The sequence below is a fragment of the Cobetia sp. ICG0124 genome (assembly GCF_004006355.1).
GTDB lineage: Bacteria > Pseudomonadota > Gammaproteobacteria > Pseudomonadales > Halomonadaceae > Cobetia > Cobetia marina.
The window spans coordinates 2,247,300-2,267,726 of record NZ_CP024893.1 but is presented as its reverse complement, the minus strand read 5'-3'; the positions used below and the strand labels follow the sequence as shown (position 1 = coordinate 2,267,726).

General features: G+C 63.7%; 15 protein-coding genes and 6 pseudogenes. 18 read left to right on the top strand and 3 right to left on the bottom strand.

The window, feature by feature from the left end:
- Positions 1–6: 6 nt before the first annotated feature.
- Positions 7–240 (bottom strand): annotated as a pseudogene (locus tag CU110_RS10585) (rhodanese-like domain-containing protein); the annotation flags it as partial.
- A gap of 5 nt (positions 241–245) precedes the next feature.
- Here CU110_RS10585 and CU110_RS16260 point away from each other — a divergent pair.
- The 3 pseudogenes from CU110_RS16260 to CU110_RS10565 all read left to right on the top strand — a co-directional run.
- Positions 246–821: pseudogene (locus tag CU110_RS16260) on the top strand (M1 family aminopeptidase); the annotation flags it as partial.
- Positions 822–947: 126 nt separating this feature from the next.
- Positions 948–1,817 (top strand): annotated as a pseudogene (locus CU110_RS17120) (NCS2 family permease); the annotation flags it as partial.
- Positions 1,753–1,964 (top strand): annotated as a pseudogene (locus CU110_RS10565) (aminopeptidase N C-terminal domain-containing protein); the annotation flags it as partial. The pseudogenes CU110_RS17120 and CU110_RS10565, both read left to right, overlap by 65 nt.
- Here CU110_RS10565 and rsgA read toward each other — a convergent pair.
- On the bottom strand, positions 1,947–2,957 hold the full coding sequence (gene rsgA, locus CU110_RS10560) for a small ribosomal subunit biogenesis GTPase RsgA (protein ID WP_077372474.1): 1,011 nt from the start codon (positions 2,955–2,957) through the stop codon (positions 1,947–1,949). The pseudogene CU110_RS10565 and the gene rsgA overlap by 18 nt on opposite strands.
- Before the next feature lie 183 nt (positions 2,958–3,140).
- Here rsgA and orn point away from each other — a divergent pair, with 183 nt between their 5' ends.
- Positions 3,141–3,713: an oligoribonuclease gene (orn, locus tag CU110_RS10555; RefSeq protein ID WP_084209058.1), complete on the top strand. Its 573-nt coding sequence runs from the start codon at positions 3,141–3,143 to the stop codon at positions 3,711–3,713.
- A gap of 19 nt (positions 3,714–3,732) precedes the next feature.
- Here the strand turns inward: orn and queG are convergent, their stop codons facing one another.
- On the bottom strand, positions 3,733–4,803 hold the full coding sequence (gene queG, locus CU110_RS10550; RefSeq protein WP_127736861.1) for a tRNA epoxyqueuosine(34) reductase QueG: 1,071 nt from the start codon (positions 4,801–4,803) through the stop codon (positions 3,733–3,735).
- Between the two features lie 46 nt (positions 4,804–4,849).
- Here queG and CU110_RS17740 point away from each other — a divergent pair, with 46 nt between their 5' ends.
- The 14 genes and pseudogenes from CU110_RS17740 to sufB all read left to right on the top strand — a co-directional run bounded on the left by CU110_RS17740 (position 4,850) and on the right by sufB (position 20,366).
- Complete coding sequence (locus CU110_RS17740; RefSeq protein WP_127735880.1) at positions 4,850–5,224, top strand: NAD(P)H-hydrate epimerase; 375 nt, start codon at positions 4,850–4,852, stop codon at positions 5,222–5,224.
- Positions 5,221–6,561 (top strand): NAD(P)H-hydrate dehydratase, encoded by a 1,341-nt coding sequence (locus CU110_RS10540; RefSeq protein ID WP_127735877.1) that lies wholly within the window; start codon positions 5,221–5,223, stop codon positions 6,559–6,561. The genes CU110_RS17740 and CU110_RS10540 overlap by 4 nt, the downstream gene beginning before the upstream one ends.
- The gene (gene tsaE, locus CU110_RS10535; RefSeq protein ID WP_084209057.1) at positions 6,542–7,027 is read left to right on the top strand and encodes a tRNA (adenosine(37)-N6)-threonylcarbamoyltransferase complex ATPase subunit type 1 TsaE; all 486 of its coding nucleotides are present in this window, start codon (positions 6,542–6,544) and stop codon (positions 7,025–7,027) included. Before CU110_RS10540 ends, tsaE begins: the two co-directional genes overlap by 20 nt.
- A 16-nt stretch (positions 7,028–7,043) precedes the next feature.
- Positions 7,044–8,453, top strand: coding sequence for an N-acetylmuramoyl-L-alanine amidase (locus CU110_RS10530; RefSeq protein ID WP_084209056.1), 1,410 nt, complete (start codon positions 7,044–7,046; stop codon positions 8,451–8,453).
- 33 nt (positions 8,454–8,486) lie between these two features.
- Positions 8,487–10,630, top strand: a pseudogene (gene mutL / locus CU110_RS10525) (DNA mismatch repair endonuclease MutL).
- 108 nt (positions 10,631–10,738) lie between these two features.
- Positions 10,739–11,674 (top strand): tRNA (adenosine(37)-N6)-dimethylallyltransferase MiaA, encoded by a 936-nt coding sequence (miaA, locus tag CU110_RS10520; protein WP_077372492.1) that lies wholly within the window; start codon positions 10,739–10,741, stop codon positions 11,672–11,674.
- A 115-nt stretch (positions 11,675–11,789) separates the two neighbouring features.
- Positions 11,790–12,038 (top strand): RNA chaperone Hfq, encoded by a 249-nt coding sequence (gene hfq, locus CU110_RS10515; protein ID WP_065392483.1) that lies wholly within the window; start codon positions 11,790–11,792, stop codon positions 12,036–12,038.
- Between the two features lie 15 nt (positions 12,039–12,053).
- Positions 12,054–13,424, top strand: a complete 1,371-nt coding sequence (gene hflX, locus CU110_RS10510; RefSeq protein WP_065392482.1) for a ribosome rescue GTPase HflX — start codon at positions 12,054–12,056, stop codon at positions 13,422–13,424.
- 297 nt (positions 13,425–13,721) lie between these two features.
- A complete protein-coding gene (gene hflK / locus CU110_RS10505; protein WP_346427125.1) occupies positions 13,722–14,693 on the top strand; it encodes an FtsH protease activity modulator HflK in 972 nt (323 codons plus the stop codon).
- Entirely contained in the window at positions 14,690–15,592 is a 903-nt protein-coding gene (gene hflC / locus CU110_RS10500) for a protease modulator HflC (protein WP_127735872.1), read from the top strand. Before hflK ends, hflC begins: the two co-directional genes overlap by 4 nt.
- A 103-nt stretch (positions 15,593–15,695) precedes the next feature.
- On the top strand, positions 15,696–16,880 hold the full coding sequence (locus CU110_RS10495) for an ATP phosphoribosyltransferase regulatory subunit (protein WP_077372501.1): 1,185 nt from the start codon (positions 15,696–15,698) through the stop codon (positions 16,878–16,880).
- Positions 16,881–17,014: 134 nt separating this feature from the next.
- On the top strand, positions 17,015–18,310 hold the full coding sequence (locus tag CU110_RS10490; protein ID WP_077372504.1) for an adenylosuccinate synthase: 1,296 nt from the start codon (positions 17,015–17,017) through the stop codon (positions 18,308–18,310).
- A gap of 131 nt (positions 18,311–18,441) precedes the next feature.
- Positions 18,442–18,888 (top strand): annotated as a pseudogene (locus tag CU110_RS10485) (SUF system Fe-S cluster assembly regulator); the annotation flags it as partial.
- Positions 18,889–18,923: 35 nt separating this feature from the next.
- Positions 18,924–20,366 carry a Fe-S cluster assembly protein SufB gene (gene sufB / locus CU110_RS10480; RefSeq protein ID WP_077372510.1) on the top strand — a complete coding sequence of 481 codons (1,443 nt, stop codon included), beginning with the start codon at positions 18,924–18,926 and terminating at the stop codon, positions 20,364–20,366.
- Positions 20,367–20,427: the final 61 nt, after the last annotated feature.

Genomic DNA, 20,427 nt, shown 5'->3' with positions numbered 1-20,427 from the left:
TTGCAGTCAGCGTTCTATCGGCGTGTCCTCGCGATTGCCCCATTCCTTCCAGGAACCGGGATAGGCGCGAATGTCCTCGAACCCCAGTGCACGCCCCACCAGCCAGGTCAGGCCTGAGCGGTGGTGGCTCTGGCAGTGCGTCACCACATGCTGCTCGGGACTGATGCCCCGCGCGCCCAGCTCGGTGATCAGCTCGGCATAGTCACGAATGCGCAGGTCGCGCTCGCGGTCCATGGCCTCGGTCGACCGTCATCGCGGACAAGGCGAACTACCCGATCCTGCTCTCCAACGGCAATCCCGTCGAGCGTGGCGAGTTGGACGGCGGCCGTCACTTCGTCACCTGGCAGGACCCGCACCTCAAGCCGTGCTACCTGTTCGCGCTGGTGGCGGGGGATCTGGTCAAGCATGCCGACAGCTTCACCACCATGTCTCTCAAGGCCTCCATGAAGTGGGATGAGGAGGTCTATGGGCGCGAGTATGACCTCGATATCTTCATGATCGTCGCGGTCAATGACTTCAACATGGGCGCGATGGAGAACAAGGGTCTCAACATCTTCAACAGCGCCTGTGTGCTGGCAAATCCCGACACCACCACCGACGCTGCCTTCCAGCGCGTCGAAGGGGTGGTGGCACACGAGTACTTCCACAACTGGTCCGGCAATCGCGTCACCTGCCGTGACTGGTTCCAGCTGTCCCTGAAGGAAGGCTTCACCGTCTATCGTGACCAGACCTTCTCCGCCGACATGAATTCGGCGCCGGTCAAGCGCATCGAAGACGTCGCCATGCTGCGCACCGCGCAGTTCGCGGAAGATGCCGGTCCGTTTCCAACCAATCGCGACCTAGTCCACGGGAGTCTCACCTTGTTCGAGCGCCTCTTTTCACTTCGCGCCGAAGGCACCACGACGCGCACGGAAGTGCTGGCAGGCATTGCCACCTTCCTGGCTTCGATGTACATCATCGTGGTCAATCCCGGCATCCTGTCCGCTACGGGTATGCCGTTCAGTGCCGCACTGACCGCCACCGTGCTGGTCAGCTTCTTCGGCAGCCTGATGATGGGACTGTACGCCCGCAATCCGATCCTGGTGGCACCGGGCATGGGCATCAATGCCCTGTTCGCCTACACCATGGTGCTGGGGACCGGCATGCGCTGGGAGGTCGCGCTGGGGTGCGTCTTCTGGGCGGGTGTCATCTTCGCCATCCTGGCGCTGTTCAACGTGCGACGTCTGGTCCGCTCAGCTGCGCTATGCGATTGCCTGCGGTATCGGCCTGTTCATCACCCTGATCGGGCTGGTGAATGCCAAGCTGATCGTGTCCAACCCCGTCACCGTGGTCAGTGTCGCCCCCATGACGCCCTCGCTGGTGATCTTCATGATCGGGCTGGCGCTGACGGCGGTTCTGGTCGCCAGACGTATCCATGGCGCCTTGATCATCGGCATCGTGGCGACCACCCGTCGATGTCGATGCCATCCACTGGGCGCGCAAGACCGCCAAGGCGCAACTGGCCACGGCACTGCGCGATGATTTCGTCGCGCTCTATCACGCCAATGAGCAGGTTCTTCGATGCCCTGTCCACCTTCATGGCGGTCGCTGAGGCGGGCAATCTGAAGGATGAGAATGGTGACCCGCGCAACATCCGTCGCTCGATGATGGTCGATGCCTTCTCGGCGCTGGTCTCCGCACCGCTGGGCACCAGCCCTGCCAACGCCTATATCGAATCGGCGGCCGGTATCAGCCAGGGTGGGCGCACCGGTCTTGCGCTTCCTGATGGAGCACCCGGCGTTCTCGCTGACCAACCCCAACAAGGTGCGCGCCTTGATCGGTGCCTTCGCCGGCCAGAACCGTGTCAACTTCCATCGCCTCGATGGCGAAGCGCGGCGCGCATCATCACGCCGCTGACGCGCTACAAGCGTTTCGATGCCAAGCGTCAGGCGCTGATGAGCGCACGTTCAGCTCTCGGTCAGTGACAGCAGGATCTTCTTGTAGCTGTCAAAGCGCACGCGGCCTATCTCGCCGCTGTCGACCGCCTGGAGCAGGGCGCAGCCCGGCTCCTTCTCGTGCTTGCAGTCACGGAAGCGGCATAGCCCCAGGTAGTCGTGGAATTCACGGAAACCATCGGTGACCTGCTCCGGCGTCAGGTGCACCAGGCCGAATTCACGGATACCGGGTGAGTCGATCAGATCACCGCCGTCCGGCATGTGATAGAGCCAGGCCGTGGTGGTGGTGTGCATGCCCTGGCGTGATTCGGTGGAGAGCGGGCCGACACGTATCTCTTCTCGGGGCAGCAGCATGCCGACCAGTGACGACTTGCCGACGCCACTCTGACCGACGAACACCGAGGTGCGATCGCTCAGCTGTGCCTTCAGGGCGTCCAGGCCTGCCTCGCCGCGCGTGGTACAGGCGACGACGTCGTAGCCGAGTGCCTCGTAGCGTGCCAGCAGGTCACGCAGCACACCACCGCTCTCGGGCAGGAGGTCAACCTTGTTGAGCACCAGCACCGGCGTGATGCCGGTGGCTTCCGCAGCGATCAGGTAGCGGTCGATCAGGTTGGGTTGTGGCGCGGGTTCGGCGGCGAACACGATCATGATCTGGTCGATGTTGGCGGCCACCGGCTTGAGCACCCCCCGCATGTCCGGGCGTTCAAGCTCGGTAGTGCGGGCACCGCGTGCCACCACCACACCCGTGGCGTCGCTGGCTTCACGCCAGATCACGCGGTCACCGGTGACCAGCGTCTCCAGGTTGGCGCGCAGGTGGCAGCGATGCAGGCTGCCGGATTCACTTTCGACTTCCAGGCTGCGCCCGTAGTGGGCAATGACACGGCCGTGCTGTTCCGGGCCGTATTCGCCGGCGTCGAGCTTGTCGCGGTCCTGCGTCTCGCGCTTTTCTGCGCGCTTGGTACGCTCGGCCTGGACCTTCTCGATGCGCCATTGTTGCTGGCGGCTTAGCTTGCGTTTGCTCATGCTTGGCTGGTGACTCCGGTCGCCGTTCGTTCGCCAGGGATGGGAGCGTCTTCCCCCCTCTGCGGCGCGATTGTACCCTTTGCGCCCTCGGGTGTCGTGCGGCACCCCGGGATGGCGTGTGATACTGCCGTCACAGGCGGATCCTCAGCGTCTTCCCATTCCCCGTTCAGCAAGGAGTGACCCATGGCAAATCCCACCGCGCAGGCCGATCGACTCATCTGGATCGACCTGGAAATGACCGGGCTGGACCCCGCGCGTGAGCGCATCATCGAGGTGGCCACGCTGGTCACCGACGGAGATCTCAACCTGATTGCCGAAGGGCCGGTGCTGGCCGTGCATCAGCCGGACAGCCTGCTGGAGGCGATGGATGAGTGGAACACGCGCACCCACGGTGAGTCCGGACTGGTGACGCGCGTCAAGGAAAGTCAAATCGATACCGCCGAAGCCGAACGTCAGACTCTCGAGTTCCTGGCCCGCCACGTGGCGGCAGGCGCCTCGCCGATGTGCGGCAACAGCGTGCATCAGGACCGCCGTTTCCTGCAGCATGAGATGCCGTTGCTGGAAGCGTTCTTCCACTACCGCAACATCGATGTCTCGACCCTCAAGGAACTCGCCAAGCGCTGGAATCCGGCCGCGCTGGACGGTTTCAAGAAGCGGGCGACTCACCAGGCGATGGATGATATCCGCGAGTCACTGGCGGAGCTTGCGCATTACCGCAAAACCTTCCTCAAGCTGACCCAGCAGGGCATCGTCTGAACGACGCAGCGTGAGAGTCTCAGAGCGCGGTGGCCAGACGGGCGCCGCGCTTGATGGCTTGCTCCTTCAGTGCCCAGCGCACGTGCTCGCGCAGTGGCTCGCTGGGATAGGGCAGGCGGGCACGCAGGACATGCTCGACCTGCTCCGACCAGGGCGCATTGCCCAGCCCGATGGCGATGTTGGAGAGCCACTTCTCATAGCCGATACGCCGGATGGGGCTGCCTTGCGTCTTGTCGAGGAACTCCTGCTCCCCCCAGCAGAACAGCCGGATCAGCTCGATGCGATCCAGATCATGGCGTGGCGAGAAATCCGCCTCCTGGGTCGCCTTGGCAAAGCGCGTGAAGGGGCAGAACAGCTGGCAGTCGTCGCAGCCATAGATGCGGTTGCCCATGGCACGGCGGAATTCTTCGGGGATGGCGCCATCCAGCTCGATGGTCAGGTAGGAGATGCAGCGGCGTGCATCGATGACCTTGTCCTCGACGATGGCATCCGTCGGGCAGGCGACCTTGCAGGCGTTGCAGCTGCCACAGTGTTCCTTCTCGAAGGGGGCATCCACCGGCAGAGGCAGGTCGGTGTAGAGTTCGCCCAGGAAGAACAGGCAGCCAGCCTGCTGGTTCATCAGCATGGCGTTCTTGCCGAACCAGCCGATACCGGCCTTCTGGGCCAGCGCGCGCTCCATGACCGGAGCGGAGTCGACGAAGGCGCGGTAGCCGAACGTGCCGACTTCCTTCTCTATCTGCTTGGCCAGGTTGGCCAGCCGCTTGCGCATCAGCTTGTGGTAATCGCGTCCCAGCGCGTAGCGTGAGACGTAGGCGCGCTCGGGCTGACTGAGTACCTGGGTGGTCTCGACCTCGGGCGGCAGGTAGTCGAGGCGCACGCTGATGACGCGCAGCGTGCCGGGCACTAGCTCCTCCGGGCGCGTGCGCCTGGTGCCGTGCTTGGCCATGAAGTTCATCTCGCCGTGATGACCATTGGCCAGCCAACGTTCCAGGTAGGCCTCGTGTTCCGAGAGGTCGACATCGGTGATCCCGACCTGCTGAAACCCCAGTTCGCGCCCCCATGTCTTGATGCGGGCTGCCAGTTCCGCCATGGCCTGAGGGTCGGCGACGCGCGAGTCATCATCCGCCACTCAAGCCTTGTGGCGTTCGGTCAATTGCCTGTGGCCCATCGCGGCGCTGCGTGACCTCGAGCATTGGCTGCTGGCGGAAGAGACCGTCTCGATGACCAACGGCTTGCCTGAAGCGTCGGTGGACAAGCGTCTGATGGGGCGGGCGGCGCAGTCAGCCTTCGACCTGCTGCGGCAGCGATGGCCCGAGACGCGCAGATTGTGTGTCCTGTGTGGTGGCGGCAACAATGCGGGCGACGGCTATCTGGTGGCGCGTCTCGCTCAGCTGGCGGGGTTCGAGGTGCGCATCATCGCTTTGAAGGATGAGGCGCAATTGACGGGCGATGCCCAGCTGGCCGCGATTGCCGCGCGGGAAGCCGGGGTCGAGCGGCAGAATCATTGGTGAAGGGCTGGCCATTGCTGCTGGACGCCCTGACCGGTATCGGTCTGCGCGAGGCGCCCCGCGGCGCGGTCGCCCACGCCATCGAGCTGATCAACCAACGTCACCGGGAGGGCGCGCATGTCATGGCGCTGGATGTGCCCTCGGGGCTTGATGCCGCCACGGGGGCGGTGGCCGGTGTCGCCGTGGAGGCGGATGTCACGCTGACATTTCTGGTCGACAAGCCGGGTCTGCACACCGGGCGCGCCGAGCTGCATGCCGGACACGTCAGTCTGGCGCGGCTTGGTGCGGCTCGGGTGCTGCCGGAGGTGGTCAAGCAGACCCGAACGGCAGCGTTGCTGGCGTGCGAGTCCGTGCAGCGCCTCACGCCGCGCTGGCTGGAGACCGAGCTGGTGCCGCGCTCTCCGCTGGCGCACAAGGGGGATGCCGGCAGCGTGCTGGTCTTTGGCGGCGGGCCGGGGCTTGGCGGCTCCGTTCTGCTGGCCAGTGAAGCCGCCGCGCGTGCCGGTGCCGGCAAGGTGGCGCTGCTTACCGCGCCGGCGCATGTCAGCGCCAGCCTGACACGCTGCCCGGAAGTCATGGTGCGTGGTCTCAAGAGCGGGCCGGAGGGCAGCAGTCACGACGGGTTTGCCGTACTGGAAGCCCAGATGGCACAGGCCAGCGTGACACTGGTCGGCCCCGGCATGGGGACGGAGCCGCTGGAGAGCCTGTTGTGGGGCTGGGGAGGACTGTCTCGCGTGCTCGCGGCCGATCAGCCGCTGGTGGTGGATGCCGACGCCCTGAGCCTGCTGGCCTGGCGAGCCGGTGAAGGTGAGGTGATCCGTCGTGACGATTGGGTGTTGACGCCACATCCTGGAGAGGCGGCGCGCCTGCTGGGCTGCTCCGTGGCACAGGTCGAGCAGGACCGGCCCGGCGCCGTGCGCGCCCTGCAGCAAAGATATGGCGGCAGTGTAGTGCTCAAGGGGGCCGGCAGTCTGATTGCCAGTCCCGCCGGCGTACTGGAAGGGCCAGACGTGGCGCTGTGTCCCTATGGCAATCCCGGCATGGCCAGTGGCGGCATGGGGGACGTGCTGGGCGGCATCATCGCGGGGCTGGCGGCCCAGGCGCTCAATGGTGGCTTCGATGCACGCCAGTCACGCACCCATGAGCAGGGCACGGCACAGGCGGCGCATGTCACGCGTTGCATGGCGCAGGCGGCACGGGTCGGCGTGCTGGTGCACGCCTTGGCCGCCGACCGTGCGGTGCAGGAGCGCGGCGAGCGTGGCCTGCTCGCGGGTGATCTGGCATCCTATATGCATTTATTGCTCAATCCACGGGCCCGAAATGCGCATACTCCTGTCTGATGAAAATGCCCAGGTTGCCTTTGGCAGCCAGCTGGGCGACGTCCTTGCCGGCCGCGGGCTGGTGTTCCTGGAAGGTGAGCTGGGGGCCGGCAAGACGACTCTCACGCGTGGCGTGCTTCGTGCCTACGGGCATGAGGGGGCGGTGAAGAGTCCGACCTATACCCTGGTGGAGCCCTATGTGTTGCCACGTCCCGAGGGCGGCGAATGGCACATCAATCATTTCGATCTCTACCGGCTGGCTGACCCGGAGGAGCTTGAGTTCATCGGCGGGCGAGACCTGCTTGCCGATGGCAGCCTGGCGCTGATCGAGTGGCCAAGCTGTGGTCAGGGCTTCCTGCCGGTGCCGGACCTGCGCGTGACGTTGTCCGTCGCCGAGCAGGGCCGCGAGGCCGAGTTGCATGCCCTCACACCGCGAGGAGAGGGTTGGCTTGAGGCACTGGCCGAGCGACGCGCCTCTCAGGCATGATGGCGCCGGGGGGGTGATGTGCTCGCTGGCAAGTCTCGCGCTCGCTCCCCAGGCGCTGGCCGCCAAGGTCGAGAATCTGCGGTTGTGGACCGCGCCGGACCACACGCGGCTGGTGTTCGATCTCGATAGCGCAGCCAGTGCCAACATCTTCAGCCTCGACAATCCTCGGCGTCTGGTGATCGACCTCGCGGCAAGCGAGGTGGCCAGCAACGCGGTGAAGCGCAAGCTCGATGCGCTGGATCTGGAAGGCAGTGCCATCAAGGCGATCCGTACCGGACGACAGGACGATGCCCTGCGGGTCGTGCTGGATCTGACGCGCCAGGTCAATCCCAAGGACTTCACGCTGGCGCCGAACGACAAGTACGGCAACCGTCTGGTGGTGGATCTCGAGTTCCCGGGCGAGTCTGCGGTCGAGAATCCCATTGACCCGATCGAAGCCCGTATCCGCGAGCAGGAGCAGGCGGCAGCCAAGCGCAAGCTGAAGGGCGAGCCTGCCGCGCCGCTGCCGAGCAGCAAGGCGGCGACGCATCCCAAGCGCGATATCATCATCGCCATTGACCCCGGTCACGGCGGTGAGGACCCGGGCGCCAGCGGCCCGAGCGGCACCAAGGAGAAGGATGTGGTGCTCAAGATCGGCAAGCGTCTCAAGCGCATGTTCGACGAGCAGCCCGGCTTCAAGGCCATCCTGACCCGCAACAGCGATTACTACATCCCGCTGCGCAAGCGTACCGAGATCGCGCGTGAGCAGAAGGCAGACTTCTTCGTCTCGGTGCACGCCGACGCCTTCAACAGTCCGCGGCCGCATGGCAGCTCGGTCTTTGCGCTTTCCAGCCGAGGCGCCACCTCAGAGACCGCCCGCTGGCTGGCGGCCACCGAGAACCGTGCTGACCTGATCGGCGGCGTGGATGGCAACCTCAGCCTGAATGACAAGGATGAGATGCTGCGCGGCGTGCTGCTGGATCTGACCATGACCGCCACGCTCAATGATTCATTGGCGGCAGGCAGCGGCGTGCTGGCCAATCTGGGCCGCATCAACTCGCTGCACAAGCGTCAGGTGGAGCAGGCCGGGTTCGTGGTGCTCAAGTCGCCGGACATCCCGTCTCTGCTGGTGGAGACGGGCTTCATCTCCAATCCCCAGGAAGAGCGCAACCTCAACAGTGGCGCCTATCAGGAAAAGCTGGCGCGCTCGATCTTCTCGGGTATCCAGAGTCACTTCGAGCGCAATCCGCCGCCTGCCAGCCTGCTGGCATGGCGACGCAGCCAGGCACGAGGCGGCAACGGTGGCGAGTATCGCGTCAAGAGTGGCGATACGCTGTCGGAAGTCGCACAGCGTCACAACGTGAGCATGGCCGCGCTGAAGCAGGCCAATGGCATGAGCGGGGACACGGTCCGCGTCGGTCAGGTGCTCAAGATTCCGCGCGGCTGAGCCCTCTACGCATGCATAATCAGGAGTTCTTCCATGTCCGTCGAGCCATCTGATACGGATGTCGCTGAAACACGTGAGCGGCGTATCCGCATCCTCAATCCGCGTCTTGCCAACCAGATCGCGGCGGGCGAGGTGGTGGAGCGACCGGCCTCCGTGGTCAAGGAGCTGGTCGAGAACGCCATCGATGCCGGCAGTACGCGCATCGAGTTGGAACTGGAAGGCGGCGGTGCGCGGCTGATTCGCGTGCGTGACAACGGCTGCGGCATCACCGAGGAGGATCTGCCGCTGGCCCTGTCACGTCACGCGACCAGCAAGATCGAGAGCCTTGATGACCTGGAAGGAGTGGCGAGTCTCGGCTTTCGAGGGGAGGCATTGGCCTCGATCAGCTCGGTCTCGCGCTTGGAGCTGTTCTCGAACGTCTCAGATGAGCCCGCCAATGGCTGGCGGGTGGTGGCGGAAGGCCGTGAGATGTCGCCGCGTGTCTCGCCGGCGCCCCATCCGCGTGGCACCAGCGTGGCCGTGCGTGACCTGTTCTTCAATACGCCGGCGCGTCGCAAGTTCATGCGTACCGAGAAGACCGAATTCGGCCATGTCGAGGAAAGCTTCCGGCGTCTCGCGCTGTCGCGTCACGACATCGGCTGGACGTTGCGCCACAACCAGAAGGTGGTGCATCAGCTGCGTGCCGGCGAGGACACGCTGACGGTGGAGCGACGGATCGGCGCACTGCTGGGCCGCAACTTCCTCGAGCATGCGCTGCATCTGGATATCGAGGCCTCCGGCTTGCGTCTCTCCGGCTGGGTCGGCTTGCCGACGCATTCGCGTGCCCAGGCGGACCAGCAGTATTTCTTCGTCAATGGCCGCGTGGTGCGTGACCGTCTGGTCGCGCATGCCGTGCGTCAGGCCTATCGCGACGTGCTGTTCCACGGCCGGCATCCGGTGTTCGTGCTCTATCTGGAGCTGGACCCCACGGTGGTGGATGTCAACGTTCACCCCACCAAGCACGAAGTGCGCTTCCGCGACGGACGCCTGGTGCACGACTTCCTGTTCTCCAGCCTGCACAAGGCACTGGCCGAGGTGCGCCCCGGTGACAACAGCGCCGCGCCCACCGGTATCGAGGGCCAGGAGAAGGAGGAGGATCCCGGCTGGCAGCAGCAGGGCATGCGTCTCGGGCGTCAGGAGCAGGATGCGCAGGAGCATGGTGCGTCAGCGCAGTCATCCCCTGGTGGTGGTGCGTCGGCCGGGAAGGATCAGTCAGCCGCTGCAGGTGAGCCGTCAGGCGCTGCCGCGACCTGGAAGCCATCGTCACAGCTGCCGCCGGCCGGAGATGGCCGCTCCAGCGAGCGCCTGAGTGCTGAGCGGGTGCGTCAGTTCATGGCCGGCTATCGTGCGTTGCATCCCAGCGAAGACCATCTGCTGACGCCGGGTGGCGGGCCAGCGGGCACGACGCTTGAGCATGGCGCTGCTCGCGACCTTGCCGCCATCGCCAGTGCCGAGCGCGAGGCGCGACGCGCCCCGCGTGTCACCCTGGGCGAAGGGATGCGCCAAGGTGAGTGATGCGTGGCCTGCCAGCCCAGAGCGCCGAGGATGATACGCCACCGCTGGGCTACGCCATCGCGCAGCTGCACGGGGTCTACATCCTGTCGCAGACCTCGCGTGGACTGGTGATGGTCGACATGCACGCCGCCCATGAGCGCATCACCTACGAGCGCATGAAGCGCCATGTGCATGGCGGCGGTCATCTGGAGGCCCAGCCGCTGCTGGTGCCGGTGTCACTTGCCGTCAGTTCGCGCGAGATGGGTACCTTCGAGCGCGAATCCGAGGCATTCACGCGTCTGGGTGTCGAGCTGGACGCCGCCGGACCGGAAACCCTGCTGGTGCGACAGGTGCCGGTGGTGCTCGGCAATGCCGATGTCGAGCCACTGGTGCGCGGCATGCTGGAGGATCTCGAGCGTTACGGCCGCAGCGATCGCATGGAAGCTCACATGAATGAGCTGCTCGCGGACATGGCCTGTCGGGGCAGCGTGCGGGCCAATCGTCGTCTGACGGTCCCCGAGATGAATGCCCTGCTGCGAGACATGGAGCGCACCGAGCGCTCCGGTCAGTGCAATCATGGCCGTCCTACCTGGACCGAACTTTCCATGAATGAACTCGACAAGCTGTTCCTGCGCGGGCAGTAAGTCTGCCCGGTATCGACAGTGGTTCACCCTTGATTCACCTCCTAGCCCAGACAATAGGTCATGACCCAGACGCAATCCCCCGACATTTCCCCCCGTGCCGCGCATGAGATGGCTGACAAACCGCCCGTCATGCTGTTGATGGGGCCGACAGCCTCCGGCAAGACGGACCTGGCCATCCGCTGGCACGAGGAGCAGGGGGCGGAGCTGGTGAGCGTCGATTCCGCGCTGATCTATCGTGGCATGGACATCGGGACCGCCAAGCCCAGCGCCGAAGAGCTGGCGCGGGCGCCGCACCGGTTGATTGACTTCCTGGACCCGCTGGAGAGCTATTCGGCAGCGGAGTTTCGTCGCGATGCACTGGCGCATATCGCCGAGATCCAGTCCCGCGGCAAGATGCCGCTGCTGGTCGGCGGCACCATGATGTACTTCAAGCGGCTGCTGGAAGGTGTGGCGGAGCTGCCGGCGGCGGATCCCGCGCTGCGTGAACAGCTGGAAGCACGCGCCAGAGACGAAGGGCTGCCGGCGCTGCATGCGCAGCTTGCCAGGCTGGATCCGGCGAGCGCCGAGAGGATCCGGCCCTCGGACCCGCAGCGTCTGACACGTGCGCTGGAAGTCTGTCTGTTGAGCGGGCGCTCGATGACGGAGCTGCTCGCGGAGCAGCCGGAAGCCGAGCTTCCGTTCCGGCCGATCCCGATCGCACTGGCGCCCCATGACAGAGCCGTGTTACATGAACGTATCGAGACGCGTTTTGACCAGATGCTGGAACAGGGCCTGATTGGCGAGGTCGAAGCGCTGAAGGCTCGCCCGGAGCTGCACCCCGGGCTGCCCTCGATACGCTGTGTCGGCTATCGTCAGGTGTGGGATTATCTGGAGGGGCATCTGACGCGTGACGAGATGCGTGAGCGTGGCATCATTGCCACCCGCCAGCTCGCCAAGCGTCAATTGACCTGGCTGCGTAGCTGGAAGGGGATTCACCACGTGGATTCCATGGGTGTAAATCCTTACAGTGAAACCTTGAAAATCGTGCGCCAGACCAGCACTTAGCGTAACATGAGCTGTCACGACCCGCGCCCGTGAAGCCCCCCAAAGAGGGCAACCCGGAGCGCTGGCGAACATAACCATACTTGCCTCGAACGAGACATTTTTTACGGAGAGTCACATGTCCAAAGGTCAATCACTCCAGGACCCGTACCTGAACATCCTGCGCAAGGAACGTATTCCGGTCTCGATCTTCCTGGTCAACGGCATCAAGCTGCAGGGCCAGATCGAATCCTTCGATCAATTCGTCATCCTGCTGCGCAATACCGTCTCCCAGATGGTTTACAAGCACGCTATCTCAACCGTGGTGCCCTCGCGCAATGTGCGCCTGCCGGCCCAGGATGCGACCGTGCCCTCCACAGAAAGCTGAAATCCGAGGCGCTGATTGTTCTTCGAACGACCCGAAGCCGGTGAAACGGCCGTCCTGGTCCATGTCAATTTCCGGGACGAAAAAGAACGCGAGGATGCCGGTGAGCTCCTCGAACTCGTACGTTCGGCAGGCGCCGTGCCGGCCACCCTCATCGAGGGTAGCCGGCCCCGCCCTGACTCCCGTACGTTCATCGGAGAAGGCAAGCTTGAGGAAGTGCGTGAGGCCCTGGCCGAGCACCAAGCCGAGCTTGTGATCTTCAACCATTCATTGAGCCCTTCCCAGCAGCGCAACCTTGAAGGTTCGCTCCAGTGTCGCGTGATCGACCGTACCGGTCTGATCCTCGACATCTTTGCCCAGCGCGCGCGTACCCACGAGGGCAAGCTGCAGGTGGAGCTCGCTCAGCTCGAGTACATGTCCACCCGCCTGGTGCGTGGCTGGACCCACCTTGAGCGTCAGAAGGGCGGTATCGGTCTGCGTGGCCCGGGGGAAACCCAGCTCGAGACTGACCGTCGTCTGCTGCGTGCCCGGATCAAGTCGATCCACAAGCGGCTCGAGAAGGTGCACAAGCAGCGCGATCAGAACCGCCGTGCTCGGGCACGTGCCGAGATCCCCAGCCTGTCACTGGTCGGCTATACCAACGCCGGCAAGTCGACGCTGTTCAATGCGCTGACCACCTCTGAGGTCTATGCGGCGGATCAGCTGTTCGCCACGCTCGACCCGACGCTGCGCCGTCTGGAGCTGGAAGACGTGGGCCCTGCGGTGCTTGCGGATACCGTCGGCTTCATTCGGCACCTGCCGCACAAGCTGGTGGAAGCGTTCCAGGCCACCCTGCAGGAAGCCGCCGAGGCGGACCTGCTGGTGCACGTCATCGATGCGGCTGACCCGGAAAATGATCGCAATACCGAGCAGGTCAACGAGGTGCTCAACGAGATTGAGGCCGGTGACGTGCCACGCCTGCTGGTCATGAACAAGGTCGATCGCCTCGACATGGCGCCGCGCATCGAGCGCGACGGCTTCGGGCGTCCGCTGGTCGTATGGTTGTCGGCGCGTGACGGCAAGGGGCTGGATCTGCTGATGCAGGCCTTCTCCGAGCTGCTGTCAGACAATGTCATCTCGACCCGTCTGACGCTGGGGCCGGAGAAGTCACGCCTGCGTGCCGGTCTGCATGAGCTGGATGCCGTCAAGAGTGAAGCGTATGACGAGCAGGGCAATGCGTTGATGGACATTCGTCTCGAGAAGCGCGACTTTCTCCAGCTGTTGTCGCATCTTGGGGAATCTCCCGAGGCCTACCTCGGGGGCGAGCATGATGATCGTGAGGCCTGGCAGCGTGAGCTGTCTGCCGAGCGCGCCGAGAAGCATCGCCTCTCGGTGACGCACAAGTCCTGACGCAGTAGGGATTGTCGGATGCCGCCTGGCAGAGGATGGTTGTCAGGCAGGGCCATGGCCTTCTCCCGCAAGGGGCGCGCCGCCGTGTCATAGCAAAGAACCGGTCATCAATTGCCGGGGACGATTCCCGGCAACGAAAGCCGGCATGGGCGGCGTCATCATAACGACGAGCGGAACATCGACTGAGTGGAGACGACGTATGGCTTGGAATGAGCCGGGCGTGGCGGCAGCGGGGGCGGCAACGGCGGCAGTGGTGGCAGCACCAATGCCTTTGCCCTGCCGGGCATCATCGGGGTGGTGCTGGTCGCCATCTGGGCGGCTTCCGGTTTCTATCTGGTCGATCAGTCCGAACGTGGCGTGGTGCTTCGCTTCGGCAAGTACAACGACATCGTCGGCCCGGGTCTGCACTGGAATCCGCCGATCATCGATGACGTTCGCGAGATCAACGTCACCAAGGTGCGCTCGCTCTCCCAGACCAAGTCGATGCTGACGCAGGACGAGAACATCGTCGAAGTGCAGATGTCCGTCCAGTATCAGGTATCCAACCCGCGTGACTTCCTGCTCAATGTGCGTGCTCCTGAGGTCAGCCTCGAGAACGCCATGGACTCTGCATTGCGTCATGAAGTCGGCAGCGCCGACATGAATGACATCCTGACCTCCGGGCGTGAGCTGCTGGCCAGCAACGTCAAGTCGCGTCTGCAGTCCTACCTGGACAACTATGGCGTGGGTCTGACATTGCAGACCATCAACGTCGAGTCCACGTCGGCGCCGGCAGCGGTCCAGGATTCCTTCGATGACGTCATCAAGGCTCGTGAGGATCGTCAGCGCACGATCAACCAGGCATTGGCCTACGAGAACTCGATTCTCCCGGCGGCTCAAGGTCAGGCGCAGCGCATCATCGAGGAAGCCGAAGGGTACAAGGAGTCGGTGGTGGCCAAGTCCCAGGGTGAGGCCAATCGCTTCACTTCCCTGCTGACCGAGTACCAGAAGGCACCGGAGATCATCCGCGAGCGCATGTACCTCGAGACCATGGGGGAAGTGCTCGGCAAGACCAACAAGGTGCTGGTGGATGTCGAGAACGGCAACTCCCTCATGTACCTGCCGTTGGACAAGCTGGCTGGCAAGTCCAATGCCACGTCCGAGGATGCCAGTGGCATGAGTCGCAGTGAGTTGGATCGCGTGTCCCGACAGGCGAGCGACGCTCTCGGCCGCAGCAGCCAGAGCAGCAATGACAGCAGCAACAGCATTCGTCGGGAGGGTCGTCAATGATCAACAATCGCTCACTGATGGCCGTGGCGGGTCTGGCCGTCGTTGCCTGGTTCGCCAGCAACAGCCTCTACACGATCGATGAGACCCAGCGCGCCATCAAGCTCAAGTTTGGTGAGGTGGTGGAAGACAACATCCAGCCGGGCCTGCATTTCAAGTTGCCGGTCTACAACACGATTCGTACCTTCGATACGCGCGTGTTGACACTGGATGCCCAGGCGAGCCGTTATCTGACCCGCGAGAAGAAGGCGGTCATCGTCGACTCCTTCGTCAAGTGGAAGATCATCGACCCGAAGCGCTACTACGAGGCGACGTCCGGTGATGAGCAGATGGCAGAGCGTCTGATCGCGCCGCGTGTCGACGAGAGTCTGCGTAACGAGTTCGGCAAGCTCGAGTTGGTACAGATCATCTCCGAACAGCGTGATGCGCTGATGAAGAAGCCCACCGAAGAGCTCGACGCGGTGATGCGCAAGGAACTGGGGGTGTCGATTCTCGATATCCGCGTCAAGCGCATCGACCTGCCGGACGAAGTCTCTCAGGCGGTCTATGAGCGCATGAAGACCGAGCGTCAGCGTGAGGCACGTGAATATCGTGCCCAGGGTCAGGAGCAGGCCGAGAAGATCCAGGCCAATGCGGACCGCCGTCGTTCGGTATTGCTTGCACAGGCTGAAGAGCAGGCGCAGACCCTGCGTGGTGAGGGGGACGCATCAGCGGCCGCCATCTACGCTTCGGCCTACGGGGCGGATCTGGAGTTCTTCCGCTTCTATCGCTCGCTGCAGGCCTATCGCGACAGCTTCAAGGGTGATGGCAACATGATGGTCATCCAGCCGGATAGCGAATTCTTCCGCTTCTTCAAGGATTCGCAGGGCGGGTGGGGTTCATCCCGAAAGGATTCATGCTAGACTCCTGCAACCGGGCACCGCCCGGTTTTTTTGTGGCCGTTTTTCCTCTATCGACGCGCGATACGCGCCACTCCTTGTCAAAAATTTCTCGCAGGATAGCGCAATGACCATCGCAGATCGCTGGCTCCTCCCGGATGGCATGGATGAGGTACTGCCGCCTCAGGCAACCCGTATGGAGGCGCTGCGCCGCGCGCTGCTCGACCTCTATCATCGCTTCGGCTATGACCTGGTGCTGCCGCCTCCCGTCGAATTCCTTGATTCCCTGCTGACCGGCACCGGTACCGAGCTTGACCTTCAGACCTTCAAGCTGACAGATCAGATGACCGGGCGCATGATGGGAGCCAGTGCCGATGTCACCCCGCAGGTGGCACGCATGGATGCCCACTCCCTGCATCGTGAAGGGCCGGTGCGTCTGTGCTACTGCGCCAACGTGCTGCGTACCAAGGCGGACAAGCATCAGGGCGGACGCAGCCCGGTGCAGGTCGGTGCCGAGCTGTTCGGTCATGCTGGCCTTGAGGCCGACCACGAGATCCTGCACCTGGCACTGACCAGCCTCGAGCAGGCCGGTGCTGGCGAGCTGCACCTGGCGCTGGGGCACATCGGCATCTATCGTGCCTTGATCGCCGAAGCCGGCATGAGCGACGAGCATGAGCGCGAGCTGTTCGCCGCCATCGAGCGCAAGCAGTATTCCGCTCTCGATGCATTGATCGATCGGGTGGTGGGTGACAAGGTGGTGGCGGGCATGCTCAAGACCCTGCCGCACCTGCACGGGGATGAAGAGATTCTTGCCCAGGCCCGGACCGCCTTTGCCGGCGCGCCCGCTGCCGTCGCCGGCGCACTGGATCAGCTTGCCGCCCTCAGTCAGGTCGTGCGTGAGCGTCATCCGCAGGTCACGTTGTACTTCGATCTCGCCGAACTGCGCGGTTATGAATATCACACCGGCATGGTGTTCGCGGCCTATGTGCCGGGCTACGGTCAGGCGCTGGCCAAGGGCGGGCGCTACGACGATACTGGGCGTGCCTTCGGACGTGCGCGTCCGGCCACCGGCTTCTCGATGGACCTGAAGCAGCTGGCGTCGCTCGCCGTGCAGCCTCCGGCCTGCGATGGCATCTGGGCACCGGCGCTCAATGACAGCGCGCTGCGCGAGTGTGTCGATCAACTGCGCGCCGACGGCGAGCGTGTCATCGCCGCGCTACCGGGCCAGACCACCGGTGCCGATGCGCACCGTTGCAACCGCGAGCTTGTCCAGGTCGATGGCGCCTGGCAGGTCGTGACGCTGCAGTCGTGATCCGCTGACGGCCATGCGTGCCAGCCAGCAGAACAGCAGGGGCCACCAGGTCCCGAGGTGCAGCTGCCCTTGAGGTGGCTGCACTTGTGAGTGGGTTTTCACCGACGGTTATTCACCGAAAGAGACTAGGAATCATGGGCAAGAATGTAGTCGTGCTCGGCACCCAATGGGGTGATGAAGGCAAGGGCAAGGTCGTTGACCTGCTGACCGAATCCGCCAGCGCCGTCGTGCGCTTCCAGGGTGGCCACAACGCCGGCCATACACTGGTGCTGGATGGCAAGAAGACCGTTCTTCACCTGATCCCGTCCGGTATCCTGCACCCGGGCAAGACCTGCGTCATCGGCAATGGCGTCGTGCTGTCTCCGGAAGCGCTGATCAAGGAGATCCGTGAGCTGGAAGCCAATGACGTGCCGGTACGTGACCGTCTGCGTCTGTCGCCGGCTTGCCCGCTGATCCTGTCCTATCACGTGCGCCTGGATCAGGCGCGCGAGAAGGCGCGTGGTGTCGCCAAGATCGGCACCACGGGTCGTGGCATCGGGCCGGCCTACGAAGACAAGGTCGCGCGTCGTGGTCTGCGTCTGGGTGACATGCTCCACCGTGAGCGTTTCGCCTCCAAGCTGGGCGAAGTGCTGGACTACCACAACTTCGTGCTGCAGCACTATCACGGTGAAGCGCCGGTCGACTTCCAGCAGGTGCTGGACGAAGCCATGGAAATGGCCGAAGAGCTGCGTCCGATGGTCTGCGACACCGTGGACCTGGTCCACTCCGTGCGCAAGGCCAACGAGAACATCCTCTTCGAGGGTGCTCAGGGCTCACTGCTCGACATCGACCACGGTACCTACCCGTACGTCACCAGCTCCAACACCACTGCCGGCGGCACCGCCACCGGTTCCGGCGTCGGCCCGCTGTATCTCGACTACGTGCTGGGCATCACCAAGGCCTACACCACCCGTGTCGGTTCCGGCCCGTTCCCGACCGAGCTGTTCGATGAGTTCGGCCGTCACCTGGCCGAGCGTGGCCACGAATTCGGTGCTACCACCGGTCGTGCGCGTCGTTGTGGCTGGTTCGATGCCGTCGCCCTGCGTCACGCCGTGCAGATCAACTCGGTCAGCGGCATCTGCCTGACCAAGCTGGACGTGCTGGATGGTCTCGAGAACATCCGGGTCTGCATCGGCTATCGCAGCAAGGATGGCGACGTGCTGGACAACCCGGTGGATTCCGAAGGCTATGAAGCCATCGAGCCGCTCTATCAGGACCTGCCGGGCTGGAGCGACTCCACCATCGGCGTGCGTGAAGTCGAGAAGCTGCCGGCCAATGCCCGTGCCTACATCAGCTTCCTGGAAGAGCAGGTCGGCGTGCCGATCGACATCATCTCCACCGGCCCGGATCGCAACGAGACTATCGTGCTGCGCAATCCGTTCCACGACTGATCATGACCTATCTTGTCGGCAAACTGGTTGCCCAGGCCGCAATTTGGCGTTTTCGCTGGGTGCTTGGCTTCACATCGTTCTGATACAGGACTAAAATGGTCCCCAATTGATAACCCCGCAGTGGAGGCAAGATGCTGAAGCTTTCCAGAATGACCGATTATGCCGCCGTGGTGATGGCGCGCATCGCTCGCGAGCCGGAGTCGGCCCATGCAGCGATCGATCTCGCGGAAAGCGTTCAGTTGCCGCACCCCACCGTCAGCAAGACCCTGAAGGCGCTGGTACGCGCCGGATTGCTGGAGTCACGTCGTGGGGCGCAGGGGGGCTACCGTCTGGCGCGACCCGCCAGTGACATCACGGCCAGTGACATCATCAGCGCCATCGAAGGTCCAGTGGCCGTCACGGAATGCAGCCACGCCGATGGCGATTGCGAGTTGGTCAACACCTGTGGCGTGGCCGACAACTGGCAGAGAGTCTCACGCGCCATCGGTGAACTGCTGGGCAGCGTGACGTTGGCACATCTGGCATCCACCGCACCGCTGCGGATGCCGATCCAGTTGCCCATTCAGGCCGTCAGTCTCTACAGCGATGAAGATCTCCGGGAGAGGAGACCAGCATGGCGAGCCAGGAGATGGAGCAGCTTGTACAGCGAGAGTACAAGCAGGGCTTCGTGACCGACATCGAGAGCGACACCATTCCGCCGGGACTTGATGAGAGCGTGATTCGCTTCATCTCGGCCAAGAAGGGTGAGCCGGAGTGGATGCTGGAGTGGCGTCTGGATGCCTATCATCAGTGGCTGAAGATGAAGGCGCCGTCCTGGGCACACCTGGATTACCCCGAGATCGACTACCAGGCGATTTCCTATTTCAGCGCCCCGAAGAAGCCGGAAGATCGTCCGCAGAGTCTGGATGAGGTGGACCCCAAGCTGCTGGAGACCTACGAGAAGCTGGGCATCCCGCTGCACGAGCGCGCCGCGCTGGCTGGCGTGGCGGTGGATGCGGTATTCGACTCCGTATCGGTGACCACTACCTTCAAGAAGGAACTGTCCGAGGCGGGCGTGATCTTCTGCTCCATCTCGGAAGCCATCCAGGACTACCCGGAGCTGATCAAGCAGTATCTGGGGACCGTCGTGCCCAAGGCAGACAACTACTTCACCGCGCTGAACGCGGCCGTCTTCACCGATGGCTCCTTCGTGTTCGTGCCGGAAGGCGTGACTTGCCCGATGGAGCTTTCCACCTACTTCCGCATCAACGCCGCCAACACCGGCCAGTTCGAGCGCACCCTGATCATCTGCGAGAAGCAGGCTCAGGTCTCGTATCTGGAAGGCTGCACCGCACCGCAGCGTGATGAGAACCAGCTGCACGCCGCCGTGGTCGAGCTGGTCGCGCTGGAAGATGCCTACATCAAGTACTCCACCGTCCAGAACTGGTATCCGGGCGATGAAGACGGCAAGGGTGGCATCTACAACTTCGTCACCAAGCGTGCCGATTGCCGCGGTGATCGTTCCAAGGTGTCCTGGACCCAGGTCGAGACCGGCTCCGCGATCACCTGGAAGTACCCGTCATGCATCCTGCGTGGCAAGGACAGTGTCGGGGAGTTCTACTCCGTTGCCGTCACCAATGGTCGCCAGCAGGCGGACACCGGTACCAAGATGATCCACATCGGTGAGGGCACCAAGTCCACCATCGTCTCCAAGGGCATCTCGGCCGGCAACTCCGAGCAGTCCTATCGTGGCCTGGTCAAGATCGGTCCACGGGCCAAGGGCGCGCGCAATTTCACCCAGTGTGACTCGCTGTTGATCGGCGATCGCTGTGGTGCGCACACCTTCCCGTATCAGGAGATCGGCAACGCCACCGCTACCGTCGAGCACGAGGCGACGACGTCCAAGATCGGCGAGGATCAGCTGTTCTACTGCCGTCAGCGCGGCATCAGCGAGGAAGATGCGGTCAACATGATCGTCAACGGTTTCTGCAAGGACGTCTTCCAGGAGCTGCCGATGGAGTTCGCCGTCGAGGCCGAGGCGCTGCTCAATGTCACCCTCGAAGGCGCCGTAGGCTAACGCCACAGCCTGTTTCGCATTCATCCCCATTCTTGAGGGCCGCTTGCGGGCGGCCTGTCAG

Bases quoted from the DNA above. Each gene is read 5' to 3' on its own strand.
- rsgA (WP_077372474.1), bottom strand. From the start codon at position 2,957: ATGAGCAAACGCAAGCTAAGCCGCCAGCAACAATGGCGCATCGAGAAG.
- orn (WP_084209058.1), top strand. From the start codon at position 3,141: ATGGCAAATCCCACCGCGCAGGCCGATCGACTCATCTGGATCGACCTG.
- queG (WP_127736861.1), bottom strand. From the start codon at position 4,803: ATGGCGGAACTGGCAGCCCGCATCAAGACATGGGGGCGCGAACTGGGG.
- tsaE (WP_084209057.1), top strand. From the start codon at position 6,542: ATGCGCATACTCCTGTCTGATGAAAATGCCCAGGTTGCCTTTGGCAGC.
- CU110_RS10530 (WP_084209056.1), top strand. From the start codon at position 7,044: ATGTGCTCGCTGGCAAGTCTCGCGCTCGCTCCCCAGGCGCTGGCCGCC.
- miaA (WP_077372492.1), top strand. From the start codon at position 10,739: ATGGCTGACAAACCGCCCGTCATGCTGTTGATGGGGCCGACAGCCTCC.
- hfq (WP_065392483.1), top strand. From the start codon at position 11,790: ATGTCCAAAGGTCAATCACTCCAGGACCCGTACCTGAACATCCTGCGC.
- hflC (WP_127735872.1), top strand. From the start codon at position 14,690: ATGATCAACAATCGCTCACTGATGGCCGTGGCGGGTCTGGCCGTCGTT.
- CU110_RS10495 (WP_077372501.1), top strand. From the start codon at position 15,696: ATGACCATCGCAGATCGCTGGCTCCTCCCGGATGGCATGGATGAGGTA.
- CU110_RS10490 (WP_077372504.1), top strand. From the start codon at position 17,015: ATGGGCAAGAATGTAGTCGTGCTCGGCACCCAATGGGGTGATGAAGGC.
- sufB (WP_077372510.1), top strand. From the start codon at position 18,924: ATGGCGAGCCAGGAGATGGAGCAGCTTGTACAGCGAGAGTACAAGCAG.